This window comes from Streptomyces sp. NPDC039462, from assembly GCF_055639375.1.
Genome location: NZ_JBVKAO010000010.1, coordinates 167,963 through 184,056, shown reverse-complemented (window position 1 = coordinate 184,056; position 16,094 = coordinate 167,963). Strand labels below are relative to the sequence as shown.

Here is a 16,094-nt window from a genome sequence, read left to right as displayed (position 1 = left end):
TCGCGGCGGGGCGGTAGCGTACCAAGGGCCTGGCAGCTGCGGGTGGTGACGACGAGCCCCTGCGGCGGCGAAGCCGAAGCGCAGAGCAGCCCAACAACTCCGCGTTACCAGCCGATCCCCGGCGACGAGGCGACGACCCTCGGCAGGGTCGTGGCCATACTCCGGCTCACTGAGCGCCACGGCTTGGCTCCCTGAGCCCGCACGTCACACCGAGAGAAATGGATCCGGACCCCGGCCCACGCTGTCACCGCGCCGCGCACCAACTGAGGGAGCAGCAGGCTCACCCCCGACACCGGAACGCGGGCGCCAGCTCGTGATCCGGACTGGCCGCGAACCGCACCAGGAAGGCACGAATAGGCACAACGCCTTCGACTCCCTTACCGGCATTCGGCCCGTCAGACTCCCGATATCTCGGGACCCGCGCCCGCGCTCCCCCATACCCACCCGACCCGAACCGTCCGGCCCGGCCGGCGCGGGGACATTGTCAGAGGCCCCGCTGCTGTCAGTGCACGCCGCCGTGGTGTTCCTAGCGGCCGTCCTCATCGGTCTCGTCATGGGCGGCCTCATGTTCCTCCACGACAAGTCCGTGCCCGCGGCCGTCGCCACGAGCCTCAGTCCTGGAAGGACCCGGCGGACGTGGCGAAACCCGGTGTACGCATGAGAAGTTGAGCGGGTGGACAACGACATAACCGTCGCGCTGATCGGTGCGATCGGTGTGGGTGGCACTATCGTCGGAACCTTCGCCGGCACGGTGCTCGGCGCTCGCATCCAAGCCCGCGGCGGACACGACCAGGCCCAAGCTGCACGCGACGCGGCCACCACCACCGTTACGGCCACGGCGCGTCAAGCGATGGTCGAACGCCGTTGGGCGATCCTCGCCGAGTACCTCCGCGCGGCCGCCGCCCTCCACGAGAGCGCGAATCGGCTCTACGCTCTGAGCGCGGATGCCCGTGTCGCCGGAAGTCTGATCACTGCGGACGGACCGACTCTTGAAGCCGACGTCGAGGAACGGCGGCACACCTTCCTCTACGCATACGCCGAGGCCGAACTCGGCGCACCCGCCGAGATGCGCCCCCTTGTCTACGACCTAAGAAAATGCACGTTTTCCCACGTCGAGCAATCCATCAGGGGCAGGGACCTCATCAACGCCCATACAGTCCTGCGCGACCTCGCCGCAACGCAGGGCCACGGTTCACCAGCCGGTCGAGCACATCTCGCCGTCACGACGTCGTCCGCCCCTCATCCGGTCGACGACACGACCCACGAGGACCTCGCACGCTGGCGTGTCGAAGCCACGAGGGCCTTGGAAGGTGTCCGCGCACTAGGGTGTGTTTCGAAAGTGGATCTTGATGATGCGCTTGCCTTACTTCGGAGGTAATCGTCTCGGCCGGACTGTGCGGGCTAGGTTGGTGATCTCGCCGCCTGAGCAGAACGCGGACCATACGGAGGGGCCAATCATGTCCATAGCCACATCTACAAACACACGGACCGCGGTTGAGAAGTTGCTGCGCACGATCGGTGAGGGCGATCCCGAGCGCATCGCCGAGCTGTACGCCGAGCGGGGCGATTGGAAGTTGAACTGGCCGGAGGCCGAGCACGGTCGTGCCGCCACGCCCTGGATCCGCCATCGGGCCACCCGGGCCGATGCGGCCGCCCACTATCGCGAACTTGCCGAGCACCACGTGCCGGAGCGGGTGGCAACTGAGGTCGAGCGCATCCTCATCGACGGAAACGACGCGGTCGTGATCGGCGAGATTCGCCAGACTGCTCGATCCACCGGACGTGCGTATCGCGCGCGGTTCGCTATGCACCTCACCTTCGAAGACGGCTTGGTCACCCGGCACCATATCTACGAAGACAGTCTCGCCGTTGCCCAGGCATTCGACACCGAAGACAAGTGAAAGTCACCAGGACGACGAGCATGAGGACGCTGGTCACAGCCACTCGTTGATGGCTGCGACGAGGACGGTTGCCTCATAGCGGACGGCGAGCTTGTCGTAGCGAGTCGCCACGGCACGGTGCCTTTTGAGGCGATTAATGCCGCACTCGACCGCATGCCGAGCCTTGTAGTCCTCGGCGTCGAACTTGGGCGGCCGGCCACCGCGAGAGCCGCGCTTCTTGCGGTGGCGAGCCTGGTCGGCCTTGTCCGGGATGGTGCAGCGGATACCGCGTCGCCGCAGGTAGGCGCGGTTCTTGCGGGACGCGTATGCCTTGTCGGCGCGGACTCGGTCGGGCCGGGTGCGCGGACGCCCCAGACCCCAGCGAGCGACGCGGACCTTGTCCAGGACGGGCTCGAACTGCGGGGAGTCGCCCCGTTGTCCGGCGGTGATCACGATGGACATGGGCTTCTGTCCTTGCTCGACGGCCAGGTGGAGCTTGGTGGTCAGGCCGCCGCGCGATCGTCCAAGGCCGTGGTCGTCCGGCTCCACGGCGATGCCGCCGGGCGGCTCGGCCTGCAGATCCCCCTTTTCTGCGCCCCGGCGGCATGCTGGTGGGCCCGGCACACGGTGGAGTCGATGTTGAGGTCCCAGGTGATGAGCTCCTTGGCGTCGGCCTGGGCCTGTAGTTCGGCGAAGATCCGCTGCCAGGTGCCGTCCCGCTGCCAGCGCCGGAACAGGTCGTACGAACGGGCCCAGGGCCCGTACCGTTCCGGCACATCCCGCCACGGGACACCGGTGCGGGTGCGAAACCGTATGCCGTCGATCAGCTGCCGCCTGGTCCATATCGGCGGACGGCCCGGCTTCTTACCCCTGGGCAACAGCGGCTCCAGGCAGGCCCACTGCGCATCAGTCAGATCCCCACGTGCCACAAAGCAAGATCATCCCACCTCAAGATCCACTTTCGATACACGCCCTAACCCCCGAACAGCGCCACTTGCTCGCCTACCGACCCGATGAGGACCAGACCCTTGTCCTCATGGAGGCCGGGGACCGGTACACAGAGGCGTGGGACGCGTTGGTCACTGCCGCGCGCCGAACACTGGGAACCGACCCCAGTTAAAGGACGTCTGAACCGCCGACTGCGTGCCCCGGCTCGGCGGCGCAGGCGCGAGAGCCAGCCGGTGGCCTTCTGCTCGGGCACAACCGGCTCCTTCTCAGCCATCCGCAGCTCTTCCTCGAAACACCTCGATGCCCGCAGCGTACGCAGCGAGACGGGGCAGATTCTCACGAACGCGCCACCCACACCTGGTGGGCGGGAGGGACGTGCAGTCCTTCGCGCACGCGGCCGCGCAGGACGTGCTGCTCGCCCCCCCCCGGGACGCTCGGCTCGCGCCGCGCCCGTGGTCCCGGTCGTGCGCGTGGTCATTGCTAGTGCCTGCTCGTCCTGGCTGGCGCCGTGCTGCCGGCCCGGCCGCCTGCAACTGCCGCTGCTCCCTGCCGGTTCCGGCCTGCGAGGCCATTCGGCGGGCTGTTCCCCGTCCGCTGCACCCTGTCGTCGGTCCGCTGCAGTTACTCCGTGACGCGGCCCGCGAGCCGCCATTCCACATCACCTCACCTCGGCGCATCCTCCCCTGAGCCCCTACCCCGTGTGGCGATGATCGCGGCAACGATGCCGCCCATGGCACTGATGACGGCCGCAATGATGGCGTCCACATCTCCCCCTTGCTCATGGGCGCCGAGTTACGCCCGGCAAGCACACTGGCAGGCCCCGGCCGGACGAGTCCAGCGGGCATCTCCGCAGCTCAGAGGCAGCTTCCATGCAAGATTGCGTGTGCATTTCGCCCAGGGTTCCGCGCCCAATCCGTACAGGAACGCGCCCGGAAAACGTGCAGCGTACTGACGGTGCAAGACCACCAGCAGCAACGCGTCCCCTCCTGTCACACCTGGGCGCGCGGCCCTATGAGGTTTCGTGCCGGACTCCTGACACTTTCTGGAACCGCTCCGGGCCAGGTCCCGACGACACGGGATACGCCCCACGCCTCGAGACCACGATGGCAGGTGGCGTAGGCAGCCGCGACGCAAACCATCCCGGGTCACAGTCCGCGGCCGTGTCTACTACCGTCGCGCTGCCCGCACACGGATCGCAAGAGCGGTGCCGCCCGGCGGCCTTGCAGGCCCGGCTGGCGCGCCTCGGCACGGGGCGGGGCGGGGCGGCGTGGCAGCCCGCCGACGGCGTCCACGAAGGAAGAGGGACTTGGTGGTGTGGAGCGAAGCAGTGGGCTGGCGTCGGGAGTTGGGCTGGGGGACGCCGCCTTCGCCCACCCAGTGGCAGCGTGGGGCCCCAGTGCCGCAGCTGCCCGCCGGCGATGTCGCCGCGTGCTGCCGCTGCTCCTGCCCGTCGCTGGCTGCCACTTCGGCGGTCCGCTTCCGCCGCGCCTGTGCCCGTCGGTCCGCTGCCGTGCTCGTGCAGGCGCGGCCGCCCAGTGTGCTTGAGCTCCGCGAGGCCCCCCGTTGGGCCGCCTGTCCGTCACCGCGTGCTGCACCGCGGTTTCGCGCCGTCCCTCAGCCGCTTGCGCCCGTGGTGTGGGCGGCTCTTCGTCGAGCTCACCGCCCGCCCCGTAGCCGCCGCTCGTTGTCACGCCGGTCGGCCGCGGGCCGCCGCCGCCCGTGGTCTTTCCCCAGGTCGGCCCGGTGCGCAAGGTGCCCCGGCTGCACACCGAACGGGCAAGTCCACCGCCATCGTCCACCAGGACTGACACCTCGTACGGTCCGGGGCGCGGCGCACTGGGCGCGCCGTGCCCCGACTCCGCATCAGCTCAGAACTTCTCGGCTCAGAACTCCTCGTTGGTGACGAGGGCGTTGCCGAAGACGTCGTACACCGAGACGTAGCCCTCCTTGGAGTCCTTCCAGTCGTCGAAGGCCGCGGCGAGCGCGCGTGCGGTGGCCATGGGCTCCTTGACCGGCGTCGTCCCACCGTTGATGTCGGTGGAGATGTAGGCGTTGCCGGTTCTGTCGTCCCATTCGCCGATGACGCGCCGTACGCGGGACGCCGCCTTCTTCTGCTCCTGGGTGCCGTTGGCCTCGACCCACGCGCGGAAGTCGTCGGCGTTCTTCCTCGACTGCTTCTTGTCGGCGTCGGGCGGCAGGGTCTCCTGCTCGGTGGCGGTGCCCTGGGCCGTCGTGTCGGTCCACTCGCAGCCACTCGTGAGGCCGATGGCGACGCACGCGCCGAGGGCGAGCGCCGCGGATCGGATCAGCCGTGGGCGCATCACGCGCTCCTCCCTCTCAGAACTTGATCGCGTCGGCCTTGTCGTTCCAGTTACCACCGTAAGCGTAGGAAATCTTCTTGAAGTTCGGGTACCGGGTGTATCCGGCCCCGAGGAAGAGGTGCGGGTCGGGCATGCCGGTGCGGAAGTCGTACAGCTCCACACCGCGCTGGGGGCGGTTGACGTACGCGGAGGACGCCTTGTCCCGGAAGCTCGGGCTGTACTGGTCCAGGTGGCGGGTCTTTGCGGTGTCGTACGTCGGCCACTGCAGGCGACGGCCCTTGAAGTCCGCGTCCTGCCACAGGCACACCCAGCTCTTGGGGCAGTCCAGCCAGCTGCTGCGCAGGGCGGTGGCGGCCGGCGCCGCCTTCGGGGCGCTCTGGGCGGCCGCGCCATTGCGCGCCTGCGGAGTCGGCGCGTGCTCGGCGAGGTAGGCGTCGGCCTCGGCCTGGTCATCGAAGCACTCCATCGTGCCGTCCTGCGAGACCTCGGCGCAGACCTGCGCGCCGCCGAGGTCGTCGGACCGGGAGTCGATCTTCTCGCCGTGGTAGTACATCTCGACCTTCGGCGCGTTCTCCACCTCCTGGTGGACCTGCGCCTCCTCTTGGGCGGTCGCGGTGCCGGAGACGGCGCCGGGTACCTCGGGGAGGGAGCTGTCGGCGAAGGCCGGAGCGGCGGTGATGCCTGCGGTCGCGAGGGCGAGGGTGGCGGCGGCCATGGTGGTGCGGGTGCTGATGTGCACGGGTGTTCCCCAGAAAGACGTCATGTTCGAGCGGATCCACGGAGCTCCGGGTTCTCCGGAGGGCGGTTCCGATCAAGGAACGTATTGCATGGAGTGTGCACCGATCTAGCGGATGAATCCCCTTAAAGCCGACAAGTTCCACCCGCCCCATCTGTGGCGTTAAGCATGGTTGTACGGCGAGGAATAACAGCCCTATCAAGATCGACTCACGGCACGGTCAAGCACGTCGTGACGCGGCGTCACGCGGTGACGAGTCCTCATATGTCCGTCGTGGCACCCGGTTTACGACCTCCCTTATCTACGCCTTACGATGATCAATCCCATTTCCCCCACACCTCACAGCTTGACCGGCAACGCACCGACATCACGGGAGAAGACCCGTATCACACCATCGGTGCTACTTTGCCATGCGCCAACTGTGAGAGGAAGAGCATGAGTTGACATCGCACATACGGAGACCGGCACGCGCCGGGATCGCGGGCCTCGCGGCCGCCGCGGTCCTGGCCGGGCTGATCCAGACCGGCACGGCCCACGCCGCGCCCGACGGCACGACCGTCGCCTCCCAGCCGAAGTCGGCCGGAGACGGACCCGGCTCGGGTGCCGTCACCGACCCCGACGAGAAGCTCGGCAAGGACTGGGACACCTCGAAGGACCGAGCCGTCACCGCCGCCGCCGACTCCGAGGGGCTGCGCATCCTCGCCGCCGCATCGGACGAGGCGTACGCATGGAAGACCGCCGCCGTCCTCAACGAACCCGGAATGCCCGCCGATTCGTGGATCGGCAACCAGTGCGTCATGGACGACTCCCATGTCGCCGCCGCGTACGCGCCGCGCGCGTTCACCAACAAGCCGGACCTGATGCAGGGCGGCGCGTTCACCGCGATCGTGAACACGAGGACGGGGGACGTGACGAAGCTGCCGTTCACCGGCACCCTCGCCTACTTCGACCCCACCTGTAACACCACCACGCACACCGCGGCCTTCACCCAGTACCGCGACATGAACGACGTGTCGCAGGTGAAAACGCAGGTGATCACGGTGGACACGGCGGGCAGGACCATCGCCAAGACCGGTGAGCTGCGCGGCCAGGTGTCGTCGGCGGCGCCCGTGAAGGACGGCGTGGTCGCCGGTCTCGGCCGCAACCTCGTCCACGTCGACGGCAAGGGCAGGATCCGCAAGGTCGCCGAGGGCGACAGCATCCCCTTCGACATCCGCCCCATGGACGGCGACCGCGTCGGCTTCGTGGACCGCAAGGGCACGAAGACGGCGCAGGCGAAGGTGTACGACGGGCACGGCGAGCCCCGCACGATCGCCACCGGCCGCCTCGGCGACCTCGGCCTCGAACCCGGCGCACGGGGCCGCACCTTCCTGACCGGCGAGGCCAAGGACGTGCGACTGCGGGACAGCGGGGTCACCCGGGTCGACGCGCCCGCCGACACCGACCTCTCCTCGCACGGCCGGCTCGCCGTCGAGCCCGTCCTCACCCCCGGCGTCCGCGCCGGCCTGACCCGCATCAAGGGCGCGGGCAAGGGCTTCGACAAGGCGAACGAGCCCGAGGCGGGCGTGCGTTCGCGCTCCGGCCAGGCCCCGGGCACCGCGGACGACGAGACCACCATCACCGTGACGTCGACCGCGACGACCACCGGCGAGAAGGTCGAGCAGCGGGTCGAGTCGGCGCAGCCGCGCACCACCGCGGGTCTCTCTCCCGCCCTGACCGGCGACAGCAAGCCGCGCACGCTGACCCGCGCCTCGGCCGTCAAGACCGCGGCCGCGTCCGCGCCCGTCTCGCACGATCCCGTCGACACCGACCGCTGGTGCTCCATCTCGCGCAACGACATGAGCGCCCAGGCGTTGCAGCCGACGCCGAACCAGGTGGAGTGGGCAGTGGACATGGCCGTACGCGGTGAGCTGCGCGCCAAGTGGATCCGTCAGGGCGACTACCGGGGCCAGGCGGGGCTCGGCACGATCGACCCGCAGGGCCTGTTCCCGCTGCCGAAGCTGAACGGGGGCGGCCGGATCCCGGCGAGCGTGCTCCTCGGCATCCTGGCGCAGGAGTCCAACCTGTGGCAGGCCGAGTCCGGCGCGATCCCCGGCCAGATGGGCAATCCGCTGGCCGCCGTGGACGGCTACTACGGCCACAAGGCGAAGGACACGCTCCTCGGCTACTGGCGCATCAACTGGGACAAGTCCGACTGCGGTTACGGCGTCGGCCAGGTCACCGACGGCATGCGCCTGAAGGGTCACGAGAAGAAGGACGAGACGAGCCTCGACCCGAAGCTGCAGAAGGTCATCGCGGTCGACTACGCGACCAACATCGCCGCCTCCATGAAGATCCTCGCCGACAAGTGGAACGAGGTTCACAAGGACGGGCAGAAGATCACGGTCAACAACGACGATCCGTCCCGCATGGAGAACTGGTTCACCGCCGCCTGGAACTACAACCTCGGCTTCAACCCCAAGTCGGAGTCGGGCAAGAACGGCGGACACTGGGGCCTCGGCTGGTACAACAACCCGGCCAACCCCATGTACAAGAAGGGTGCCTGGGACCACCCGTTCATGGATGTCAGCCTCAACGCAAACAACATCCGTGACGCGGCGCACCCGCAGGACTGGCCGTACGAGGAGAAGGTGATGGGCTGGTCCGCCTGGTCCATCGACACCGGCTTCTCCTACGGCACGGACGGCAAGCAGGACTGGAAGGGCGAGTCCGGCTTCAACACCGCCGGGTTCCGTCCCGCGTGGTGGGCGAGCATCGCCGACCGCTCCCGCGTCAGCCCGCCGCTGGACACGTTCTGCAACAAGAAGAACAACTGCGACCCGGCCAACCCGGTCGACTGCCCGGACGAGGCCTGCTACCGGCAGTTCTGGTGGACGCAGGAGAAGGCGGTGTGGAAGCCCGACTGCGACCAGACGTGCGGGCACGAGAGCATCAAGTACGTCACGCTGCGCTCCGAGCCGGGCCGCGGCTACCGGCTGAAGAACGGCGACCCGGTGTGCGGAGGCGCCCCCGCGGGCTCCGACGTCGTCGCCTCCGTACCCAGCGGAACGCCGACCTGGTCCACTTGCGGCAAGGCGTCCTCGACGGGCTCGTTCCAGTTCACCTTCCATCCTGACTGGGACAAGCACTACGAGGCGAAGGCCGATCTGCACTCCATCGGCGGCGGCCACGGCGGCCACTTCTGGTACACCCACACCCGTAACGAGGACAACCTCGGCGGCGATGGCAACCGGATGACGATCGAGGGCGAGTGGACGGCGGGCAAGAAGTACGACCTCGCCGCCGTCTACGCCTACGTCCCCGACACCGGGGCGCAGACCAGGCACGCGACGTACGTCGTCAGCGGCGCGTCCGGCGGCCCCTACGAGCGGGTCGTCGACCAGAACGCGAACAACGGCAAGTGGGTGCCGCTGGGCGCCTACAAGTTCACGGGCACGCCGAAGGTGAAGCTCACGAACTACACGAAGACGGGCACCGCGGACCACGACGTCGCCTGGAATTCCGTGGCGTTCAAGCCGATCAAGGGCAAGTTCGTGCACCGCTCGCTGACCGCCGCGGCGATCTTCGACCCGAACCAGGAGCTGAACTCCAACTGGCCGGTGTCGACCGAGATCAACTCGCCGGTGCAGTCGATGAAGGCGCTCTACGACTGGGGTCTCGGCCTCGCTGACCAGGGTCCCCTGTGGAACAACCCGGAGGGCGCCGACGCCGTCGGCATGTCCTCCAAGGCGCGCTGCCCTTCGGCGAAGGCCGTCGGTGAGTGCACGGGCCAGAAGACGTGGGACGCGGCCGACAAGTGGGCCAAGGAGATCAAGGCGGGCGGCTGGAAGCCCCGCGCCGACGGCTCCGCCCCCGCGCACTCCATCCCGCGTTGGATGGCCATGTCCAACGAGCGGCCCGACCCGGCCGCCCCCGCGTCGAAGGCGTACGCGGACCCGAACAGCTACAAGATCAAGTCTGATGTGAACGTGACGTTCGTGGTCGGCGAGGACGGGAAGATCGTCGACGGCAGCGTGGGGTCCGACTACCGCGCCCGCGTCGGCAACGCCCACCTGCCGCACTTCGTCACGGACATCATGCAGGCGATCGAGGCGGACTACGGCATCCCGGCGCCGGACATCGACTACACCACGCAGGACGCGCTCGAGTACGGCAACGTCCACACGTCCCACCCCTACAAGGACGGCGACACCCCTGGTCAGGCGTACTTCCCGCACTTCCGCGGCGCACGTCTGGACGACGCCAAGCAGTGCGTTGACTTCCGCGGGGTCGGCGGCGGTGTGCACGGCTACCGGGCGATGATCGGCCACAAGTCCGTCAACGACAACGTCAAGGCGTGGGTGGACCAGGTCAACAACGACCTGGAGACCAACCACACCGTGCGGCGGTTCGCCGGGGACGTCTACTCGATGTTCTTCAAGAACACCGGGAAGTGGAACAACAACATGTTCGGCTCCATGATCGGCAACGCCCCGCCGATCTGGCAGGACATCGCCGCGGCCTTCTGCGCCGACGGCTCCGTGAAGCCGACTCACCTGCAGAAGAACAAGGACGCCAACCCGTCCGACGGCATCGTCTTCCAGTCGTACATGCCGGACCTCTATCTGTACGTGGACGACCGGCTGACCGACAACCTCGGCCGGAAGTCGAACCACCGCATCAGCGGCGGCGACTGGCGGAACTTCTCCAACTTCCCCGCCACCGCGCCGAACGGCAACGCCTACGCCTCCTGCTCCGCCTACCACCGGGGCAGCGGCGGCAATCCGTGGGGCGTGGACGCCCCTGTTCCGCTTATCGGGGACGGGCCGGGGAACCGTCCCGGCAGTGTGGTGCACTGTGACGAGCCGGCGAACAAGTTCACCGAAAACCTCACCCGGTGACCCGGAGTGGGTGAGTGAGCACATGACCACCGACTGATCCGATGCACGAAGAGGGGGGACGGACCGGCCCGCACCGGCCGGCCCGTCCCCCCTCCACACGTCTAGGGAGAAATCCTCATGGGCTTTCTGTACTTGGCCTTCTTCGCCGCGTTCCTCTACCTGGTGCCCGTGGCCCTGCTCTGCAGGAAGGTCGCGATCAAGACAACGGCGAAGATGGGCTGGACCATGGCTTTCCTGCTGATCGTCTTCCCCGTCACCCTGCTGGTCATCGGCGGCGTCATGGACGCCAAGGGAGCCGCGTCGTAGGCATGGCCGGGCGGAAACTGCCGTTAGATTCGTTTCCTCATGCCCAGACCTCTTGGACGTCAGCCAATAGGGCCATCGGTCCACACGAGCGTCCCGGGAAAATCTGGGTCTACGTCGGTTACCTCCAACTCGCCTCCTCCTGGGAGGGAAATGATCCACGGCGGCGGAGAGGCCAGCAGGTTCCCGACAAACGCAAGGGCCACGGACAAAGAGGCGCGCAGAGGGTCTGTGCTGAGAAAGTAGCCTTCCTCGATGTCCCACGAGCCGAGTCTGCCTGTTCTGGTGTCGACCATCATCTTCGTGACGCTGAGCTCAGCGATAGGAACGAGGAAGGTCTTGTCCTCTAAGGCCAGGTTGGCGTCGTCGGGCGTCGCATACTCCAGCCAGATCGAACGGTTCCTGAGGATTTCCTCGATGCCGAGGAGCGTGTACCCCGGGGGCAAGATCTCGGTGAGGCCAGACCCGTCATGCCGTAACAGCGACCGCTCAACGTCCTCAGGTAGCCGCACCCCGAGGTGTTCATAGAGACGTCGAAGGTCTTCGCGGGTACAGGGGGCCGGCAGTGGGTCCTCCTCCGGGGCCTGCTGGGCAATCCAGCGTTCGATCTTCGCCCAGGACTCCTCGACCGTCATACGTCCACTCCCTTGCCCCTGTGCCGAGCGCGGTGCCCGCCTTGCCCTTGGGGAGGGGGCACCGCGTGTGGTTCAACGACTTTGCGCTATGAACAGGTCTTGCCGTGTGGCAGGGTGAAGACCCCAGCCGGCGGTCGGTGTTCTGGTCGGCACGGCGCGGACGCCTTGCCCGGCGGCCGTGTCCCGTAGCTCATCTTCGCGTCCTTTCGTTTGACCGTGGAGCTCTCCAGGGTGAAGGACACGAAGCGTGGCCGGTAGATGGTGGGGTCGCGGTAGTGGGCCCCAGTGGGGGTGACGTTGTTGTCGAAGTTGTTCACGTTGTAGGACATGATCCAGCGGCCGCCGCTCGCCAGTGACGGGTGTACGTGCGCGTTGTACGCGAAGCACCTGCCGTCTTCCTCCTTCTCGGTGCAGTCACCGTACGGGCCTGGCTCGGGCATCCGGTACACCACGTCGTGGCCTTCCCAGGAGCCGAAGACCCCGTATGGGTCGCAGCCGGACCACAGGCGGACCTTCCCGCTGAAGGCTTCGGTGCTGTCCTGGCTGATGAGGACATAGTTGCCCTTGTACGGCGTGACGCTGTACTCGTTGGCCACGCCGATCAGTGCGTTGTCGCCCTCGGTCTCGCCGTACATCCACTGGCTTCTGCCGGAGTTGAGGTACTGCCACTTGTCGGGGTCGGAGATGTTGGTTCCCTTGACGCGGGCAATCCGCATGTCCTTGTTGATGGGCGCGTCATCGGTGCCGTAGATGTAGGTGTACCCGTCGCCGCTCTGATCGGCGGACATCACGGCTGATCCCCACTGGACACCCGCCTCCGAGGGGAGGGGCTGCATCGATTCGGGCTCGGTGAGGTCCGCCAGGTCGAACGTGGCCACGAGCGATTGCTTGATTTTGAAGTCCCAGTCGCCGGAACCGAACTTGTGCCACTCGTGGAAGATGACCTGGAGCTTCTTCTCCCCGCCGATGGTGCTGACGAGGCCGTCGCCGAGCCAGTACCAGTGCTTCTCCGCCGAAGGCGGCATGATCGCTTTCCTGCCGGCGCCGGTGATGGTGGTGAGGTTGTCCCCGACCTGGGACACGAACGTGCTGTTGATCAACGGCGCGCTGGTGGGCCGTGTGCCGTTGTCGTTCAACGGGCCGAGGAAGGTGTCGGAGAACAGCCACAGGCGGCGGCCGTCAGGCAGCGTGACGCTGTACGTCGAATCGCCCGGGAACACGGTTCGTGCACCGTTACATGTCTCTGAGCTGGGGACTCTTACTCCAGCAGCGTGTTCCTGCCGTACTCCGGCCCTCAGTTCTGGCTGCCGTAGTCGCTTGCGGCCACCGTCACCGAGGTAGCTTGACCACGCGCTCGGGGTGGGCCGCGGTGACGTAGCGCATGGCCGCCTGCTCGGTGACACCGAACAGGCGCATCAGCCTGAGGGGGTCGGCGCTTTCGGACGCCTCGTGGAGGATGCGGGGTCGTGTCCCTCGTCGTGGTGTTGGGGATCAACTGGTCGGCGTGTTCGGGGTGTTGGGTAGCGCGGGGGCGCTTTCGGGGAGTTCGCGGTAGATCTCGCTCATGCCGCCTTCGGGGAGGTAGCGGCGGGGGAACGCGATCCATTCGTCGTGCATCTCGAAGAGCACAGCGGTGACCAGCCGGATGAGTGCGTCGTCGTTGGGGAAGACCTGGACGACGTCGATCCTGCGCTTGATCTCCCGGTTCACCCGTTCCAGCGGGTTCGTTGACTGGATCTTCTTCCAGTGTCGGGGCGGGAAGTCCGCGAATGCGGTCAGATCCTCTTTCGCCTCCAGCAGCATCGCTTTGACCTTGGGGAACTGGGTGCCGAGCATGTCGGCGACGGTGTCGAGCTGGGTGCGCACGAGGTCGGCGGTGGGCTGGGTGAAGATGGTGCGGATCGTCGCGGCGACCATTTCACCGGAATCCCGGTCGATCACGCTGAAGGCATTGCGCAGGAAATGAACCCTGCATCGCTGCCAGGCGGCGCCGAGCATCACCTTGCGGACCGCGGCGACCAGTCCGGCGTGCTGGTCGGTGACGACGAGACGGACCCCGGACAGGCCGCGTTCTCGCAGCGAGCGCAGGAACTCCTTCCAGAACGCCTCGCTCTCGCTGTCACCGACCATCAGGCCCAGGACCTCGCGATTGCCGTCTTCGGTGATGCCGGTGGCGACGACGACGGCCCGCGAGACGATCTGGTGGTTCACCCGTGCCTTGCAGTAGGTCGCGTCCAGGTAGACGTAGGGGAAGCGGACGTGGTCCAGCGGGCGGGTGCGGAACGCGGTCAGCGGCTCGTCCAGCGCCGTGCAGATCCGGGAGACCTCGGACTTGGAGATGGCGCTGTCGCCGCCGAGGGCTTTGACCAGGTCATCGACGCTGCGGGTGGACACGCCGTGCACGTATGCCTCCATGATGACGGCGTAGAGGGCTTGGTCGATGCGGCGTCGTCGCTCCAGCAGGCTGGGGAAGAAGCTGCCGGTGCGGACTTTGGGGATCTCCAGGTCCAGATCGCCGGCCAGCGTGGTGAGCACCTTCTCGCGGTGCCCGTTGCGGACGTTGGTCCGCGTCGGCGTGTGCTCGTTCCACTCCGCGCCGATGTGGGCACTCGCCTCGGCCTCGATCAGCTCCTGCACCATCCGCTCGGCGATGGCGCGGATGAGCTCGATTCCGTCGGTCGAGCGTAGTGACTCGAGCAGCCGTATCAGTTCAGACTGGGACAGGGCCATCGTGCACTCCTCGTGGTTGAACTGGGCGTTCACCAAGGAGAGTTACGCGGTGGCCCGCCTCCTGTTCAGGGAGCGGTACTCACCTGTGGAAGTGCGCCCCGGGCAGACGCCCGCGCACTCCCGGCTACTGATCGCGTACACCACGACGAGGGAAACCATCTCGCCGGAGACGTCGTACAGCACCACTTCGCCCTCGAGGACCTGGAGGTAGCGCTCGTACTGCTGCCACCACCGCTGGGACACCTTGCCCCAGGGCGCGTCCAGCGAGTTGTAGGTACGCGCCAGGGTCAGCTCCTGGCCGACGCCCGCGATGGAGAAGTCGGTGGCGGTCAGCATCAGGTTGCCCGTGGAATAGTTGATCCGGGCCGTCAGCGCGTCAGTGATCGCGAAGTCACTGATCTTGTGCCACGGCACGTCACCCTGCCCCTCGGGCACATGGGCCGGGATCTCCTGGACGGAGCGAGAGGACACCGACGTCGGCTCTGTCCCCTCGGCGCGCTTCTTCTGCTGCGCTCGCCAGGCAGCCACCTCGGGCGAGGGCGTGCGTTCGGCTTCTGGCGCGACGGGCTTGTTGGTGCCGACCTTCACGTCGGGCATCGTGAACGACGGAGCGTCCTGGCCCCACGCCGACTCCGGCTCATCGGCAGCGGAAGCGCCCGCGGCCGGCAGGAGGGACAGGGTGAGAGCGCCGGTGGCCAGAGCGGCGGCGGTGGTGAGGCGGGTTCTCTTTCGGGCACGCGAAACACGCGCACCCATGGTGCGTTGCGTCAAGACTTCCCCCCACAGGAAGACGGACCTCGCAGACCCCAGCGGTCACGAGGGGCCCACAATCTGGCACACGTCACCCCCCGAGACACGCGGCGATTCCCTCGAACAGTCGTTCCATGTGAAATGAAATGGCCTTCATGCAAGATCGGTATAAAACGGCCGGGATTTCACGGAGCCCACTTGTCTGAACACGACCGTTGCGCCCCGCGCGCCGAGCACCGGCGGCTAAGTGGCCGAGAAGACTCGGCCATGGACTGCACGCGCGGGGATTGTCGTCTCAATCCGCAGCCATTTCGGGCGTACAGAAAGGCAGAGCCGCGGTGGGCATCGGCGAGCGGCGGCTGCCGCTCCGCGCGGTGCCACCTGGTCGGCAGGAACACTTGCGCACCAACATCCGCCTCGAACACAGGACGCCCCCGGCTGGCCGGGGGCGTCCTGTGACGAGGCCCCCGGACCGAAGCCTCGGGAGGTCAGCTGGCATCGGGGCGCTGGCTCACAAGCTGGGTCAGCAGCTCGATGATCTGGACCTGGTTCCGGCGTCGATCTTGTTGCTGAGTGCCTCGACGTTCTGGTCCAGGTTGCCGACCTGGAGGCGCACCGCGATCAGATCGGACACGATGATCCCGAACTCACGGTCGTGCTGCGCCGCGACCTCTCCTTCGCCTCCTGCCAGATCCCTAAGGCATGGGGCAGGCGCCGGGCGGTGGAAGTAGCTGTGCTCAATCCCCCTGTCTGTGACGTTCGGTGACGGTGGCAGAGCCGTTCAGCGGTGTGCCGCCTATAGCGCTCTGTGGTGGTCCCATGCAAAGAGGGGAGAGGGGCCCGCCTCCCGCCGGTGCCCTGTGACGGCGTCTTGCGTGGTGTGACATCGAAGGATGAGGGGGCGGGATCAC

At 67.3% G+C, this 16,094-nt stretch carries 11 protein-coding genes; 4 read left to right on the top strand and 7 right to left on the bottom strand.

Features of this window, described 5'->3' with window-relative positions; translation table 11 throughout:
* Window positions 1-673 precede the first annotated feature (673 nt).
* Together ACZ7LU_RS38085 and ACZ7LU_RS38080 are read left to right on the top strand one after the other, a co-directional pair.
* Window positions 674-1,378, top strand: coding sequence for a hypothetical protein (locus tag ACZ7LU_RS38085; protein ID WP_471919408.1), 705 nt, complete (start codon window positions 674-676; stop codon window positions 1,376-1,378).
* Window positions 1,379-1,457: 79 nt separating this feature from the next.
* Complete coding sequence (locus ACZ7LU_RS38080) at window positions 1,458-1,901, top strand: nuclear transport factor 2 family protein (protein WP_468311606.1); 444 nt, start codon at window positions 1,458-1,460, stop codon at window positions 1,899-1,901.
* A 33-nt stretch (window positions 1,902-1,934) separates the two neighbouring features.
* On the opposite strand, the gene ACZ7LU_RS38075 is transcribed toward ACZ7LU_RS38080, so the two are convergent.
* The 3 genes from ACZ7LU_RS38075 to ACZ7LU_RS38065 all read right to left on the bottom strand — a co-directional run bounded on the left by ACZ7LU_RS38075 (window position 1,935) and on the right by ACZ7LU_RS38065 (window position 5,888).
* A protein-coding gene (locus tag ACZ7LU_RS38075) for an IS5 family transposase (RefSeq protein WP_468311608.1) occupies window positions 1,935-2,809 on the bottom strand; the annotation gives its coding sequence in 2 pieces (ribosomal slippage) (window positions 1,935-2,419 and window positions 2,419-2,809; 876 coding nt in all).
* A gap of 1,902 nt (window positions 2,810-4,711) precedes the next feature.
* The gene (locus ACZ7LU_RS38070) at window positions 4,712-5,149 is read right to left on the bottom strand and encodes a hypothetical protein (RefSeq protein WP_384252985.1); all 438 of its coding nucleotides are present in this window, start codon (window positions 5,147-5,149) and stop codon (window positions 4,712-4,714) included.
* Window positions 5,150-5,165: 16 nt separating this feature from the next.
* Complete coding sequence (locus ACZ7LU_RS38065) at window positions 5,166-5,888, bottom strand: peptidase inhibitor family I36 protein (protein WP_471919407.1); 723 nt, start codon at window positions 5,886-5,888, stop codon at window positions 5,166-5,168.
* 437 nt (window positions 5,889-6,325) lie between these two features.
* Between ACZ7LU_RS38065 and ACZ7LU_RS38060 the strand changes: the two genes are divergently transcribed.
* Window positions 6,326-10,765, top strand: a complete 4,440-nt coding sequence (locus ACZ7LU_RS38060) for a carbohydrate-binding protein (RefSeq protein ID WP_471919406.1) — start codon at window positions 6,326-6,328, stop codon at window positions 10,763-10,765.
* Between the two features lie 117 nt (window positions 10,766-10,882).
* Window positions 10,883-11,071 carry a hypothetical protein gene (locus ACZ7LU_RS38055; RefSeq protein ID WP_471919405.1) on the top strand — a complete coding sequence of 63 codons (189 nt, stop codon included), beginning with the start codon at window positions 10,883-10,885 and terminating at the stop codon, window positions 11,069-11,071.
* Window positions 11,072-11,130: 59 nt separating this feature from the next.
* Here ACZ7LU_RS38055 and ACZ7LU_RS38050 read toward each other — a convergent pair whose 3' ends face one another.
* The 4 genes from ACZ7LU_RS38050 to ACZ7LU_RS38035 all read right to left on the bottom strand — a co-directional run bounded on the left by ACZ7LU_RS38050 (window position 11,131) and on the right by ACZ7LU_RS38035 (window position 15,189).
* Window positions 11,131-11,703: an SMI1/KNR4 family protein gene (locus ACZ7LU_RS38050; RefSeq protein WP_384262387.1), complete on the bottom strand. Its 573-nt coding sequence runs from the start codon at window positions 11,701-11,703 to the stop codon at window positions 11,131-11,133.
* A gap of 86 nt (window positions 11,704-11,789) precedes the next feature.
* Window positions 11,790-12,923 carry a hypothetical protein gene (locus ACZ7LU_RS38045; protein WP_471919404.1) on the bottom strand — a complete coding sequence of 378 codons (1,134 nt, stop codon included), beginning with the start codon at window positions 12,921-12,923 and terminating at the stop codon, window positions 11,790-11,792.
* Window positions 12,924-13,194: 271 nt separating this feature from the next.
* Complete coding sequence (locus ACZ7LU_RS38040) at window positions 13,195-14,433, bottom strand: IS256 family transposase (RefSeq protein ID WP_471919403.1); 1,239 nt, start codon at window positions 14,431-14,433, stop codon at window positions 13,195-13,197.
* Between the two features lie 42 nt (window positions 14,434-14,475).
* Window positions 14,476-15,189 carry a DUF6531 domain-containing protein gene (locus ACZ7LU_RS38035; RefSeq protein WP_471919402.1) on the bottom strand — a complete coding sequence of 238 codons (714 nt, stop codon included), beginning with the start codon at window positions 15,187-15,189 and terminating at the stop codon, window positions 14,476-14,478.
* Window positions 15,190-16,094: the final 905 nt, after the last annotated feature.

Coding starts and splice junctions, on each gene's coding strand:
- ACZ7LU_RS38080 (WP_468311606.1), top strand. CDS start 1,458: ATGTCCATAGCCACATCTACAAACACACGGACCGCGGTTGAGAAGTTG.
- ACZ7LU_RS38070 (WP_384252985.1), bottom strand. CDS start 5,149: ATGCGCCCACGGCTGATCCGATCCGCGGCGCTCGCCCTCGGCGCGTGC.
- ACZ7LU_RS38055 (WP_471919405.1), top strand. CDS start 10,883: ATGGGCTTTCTGTACTTGGCCTTCTTCGCCGCGTTCCTCTACCTGGTG.
- ACZ7LU_RS38050 (WP_384262387.1), bottom strand. CDS start 11,703: ATGACGGTCGAGGAGTCCTGGGCGAAGATCGAACGCTGGATTGCCCAG.
- ACZ7LU_RS38040 (WP_471919403.1), bottom strand. CDS start 14,433: ATGGCCCTGTCCCAGTCTGAACTGATACGGCTGCTCGAGTCACTACGC.
- ACZ7LU_RS38035 (WP_471919402.1), bottom strand. CDS start 15,189: ATGGGTGCGCGTGTTTCGCGTGCCCGAAAGAGAACCCGCCTCACCACC.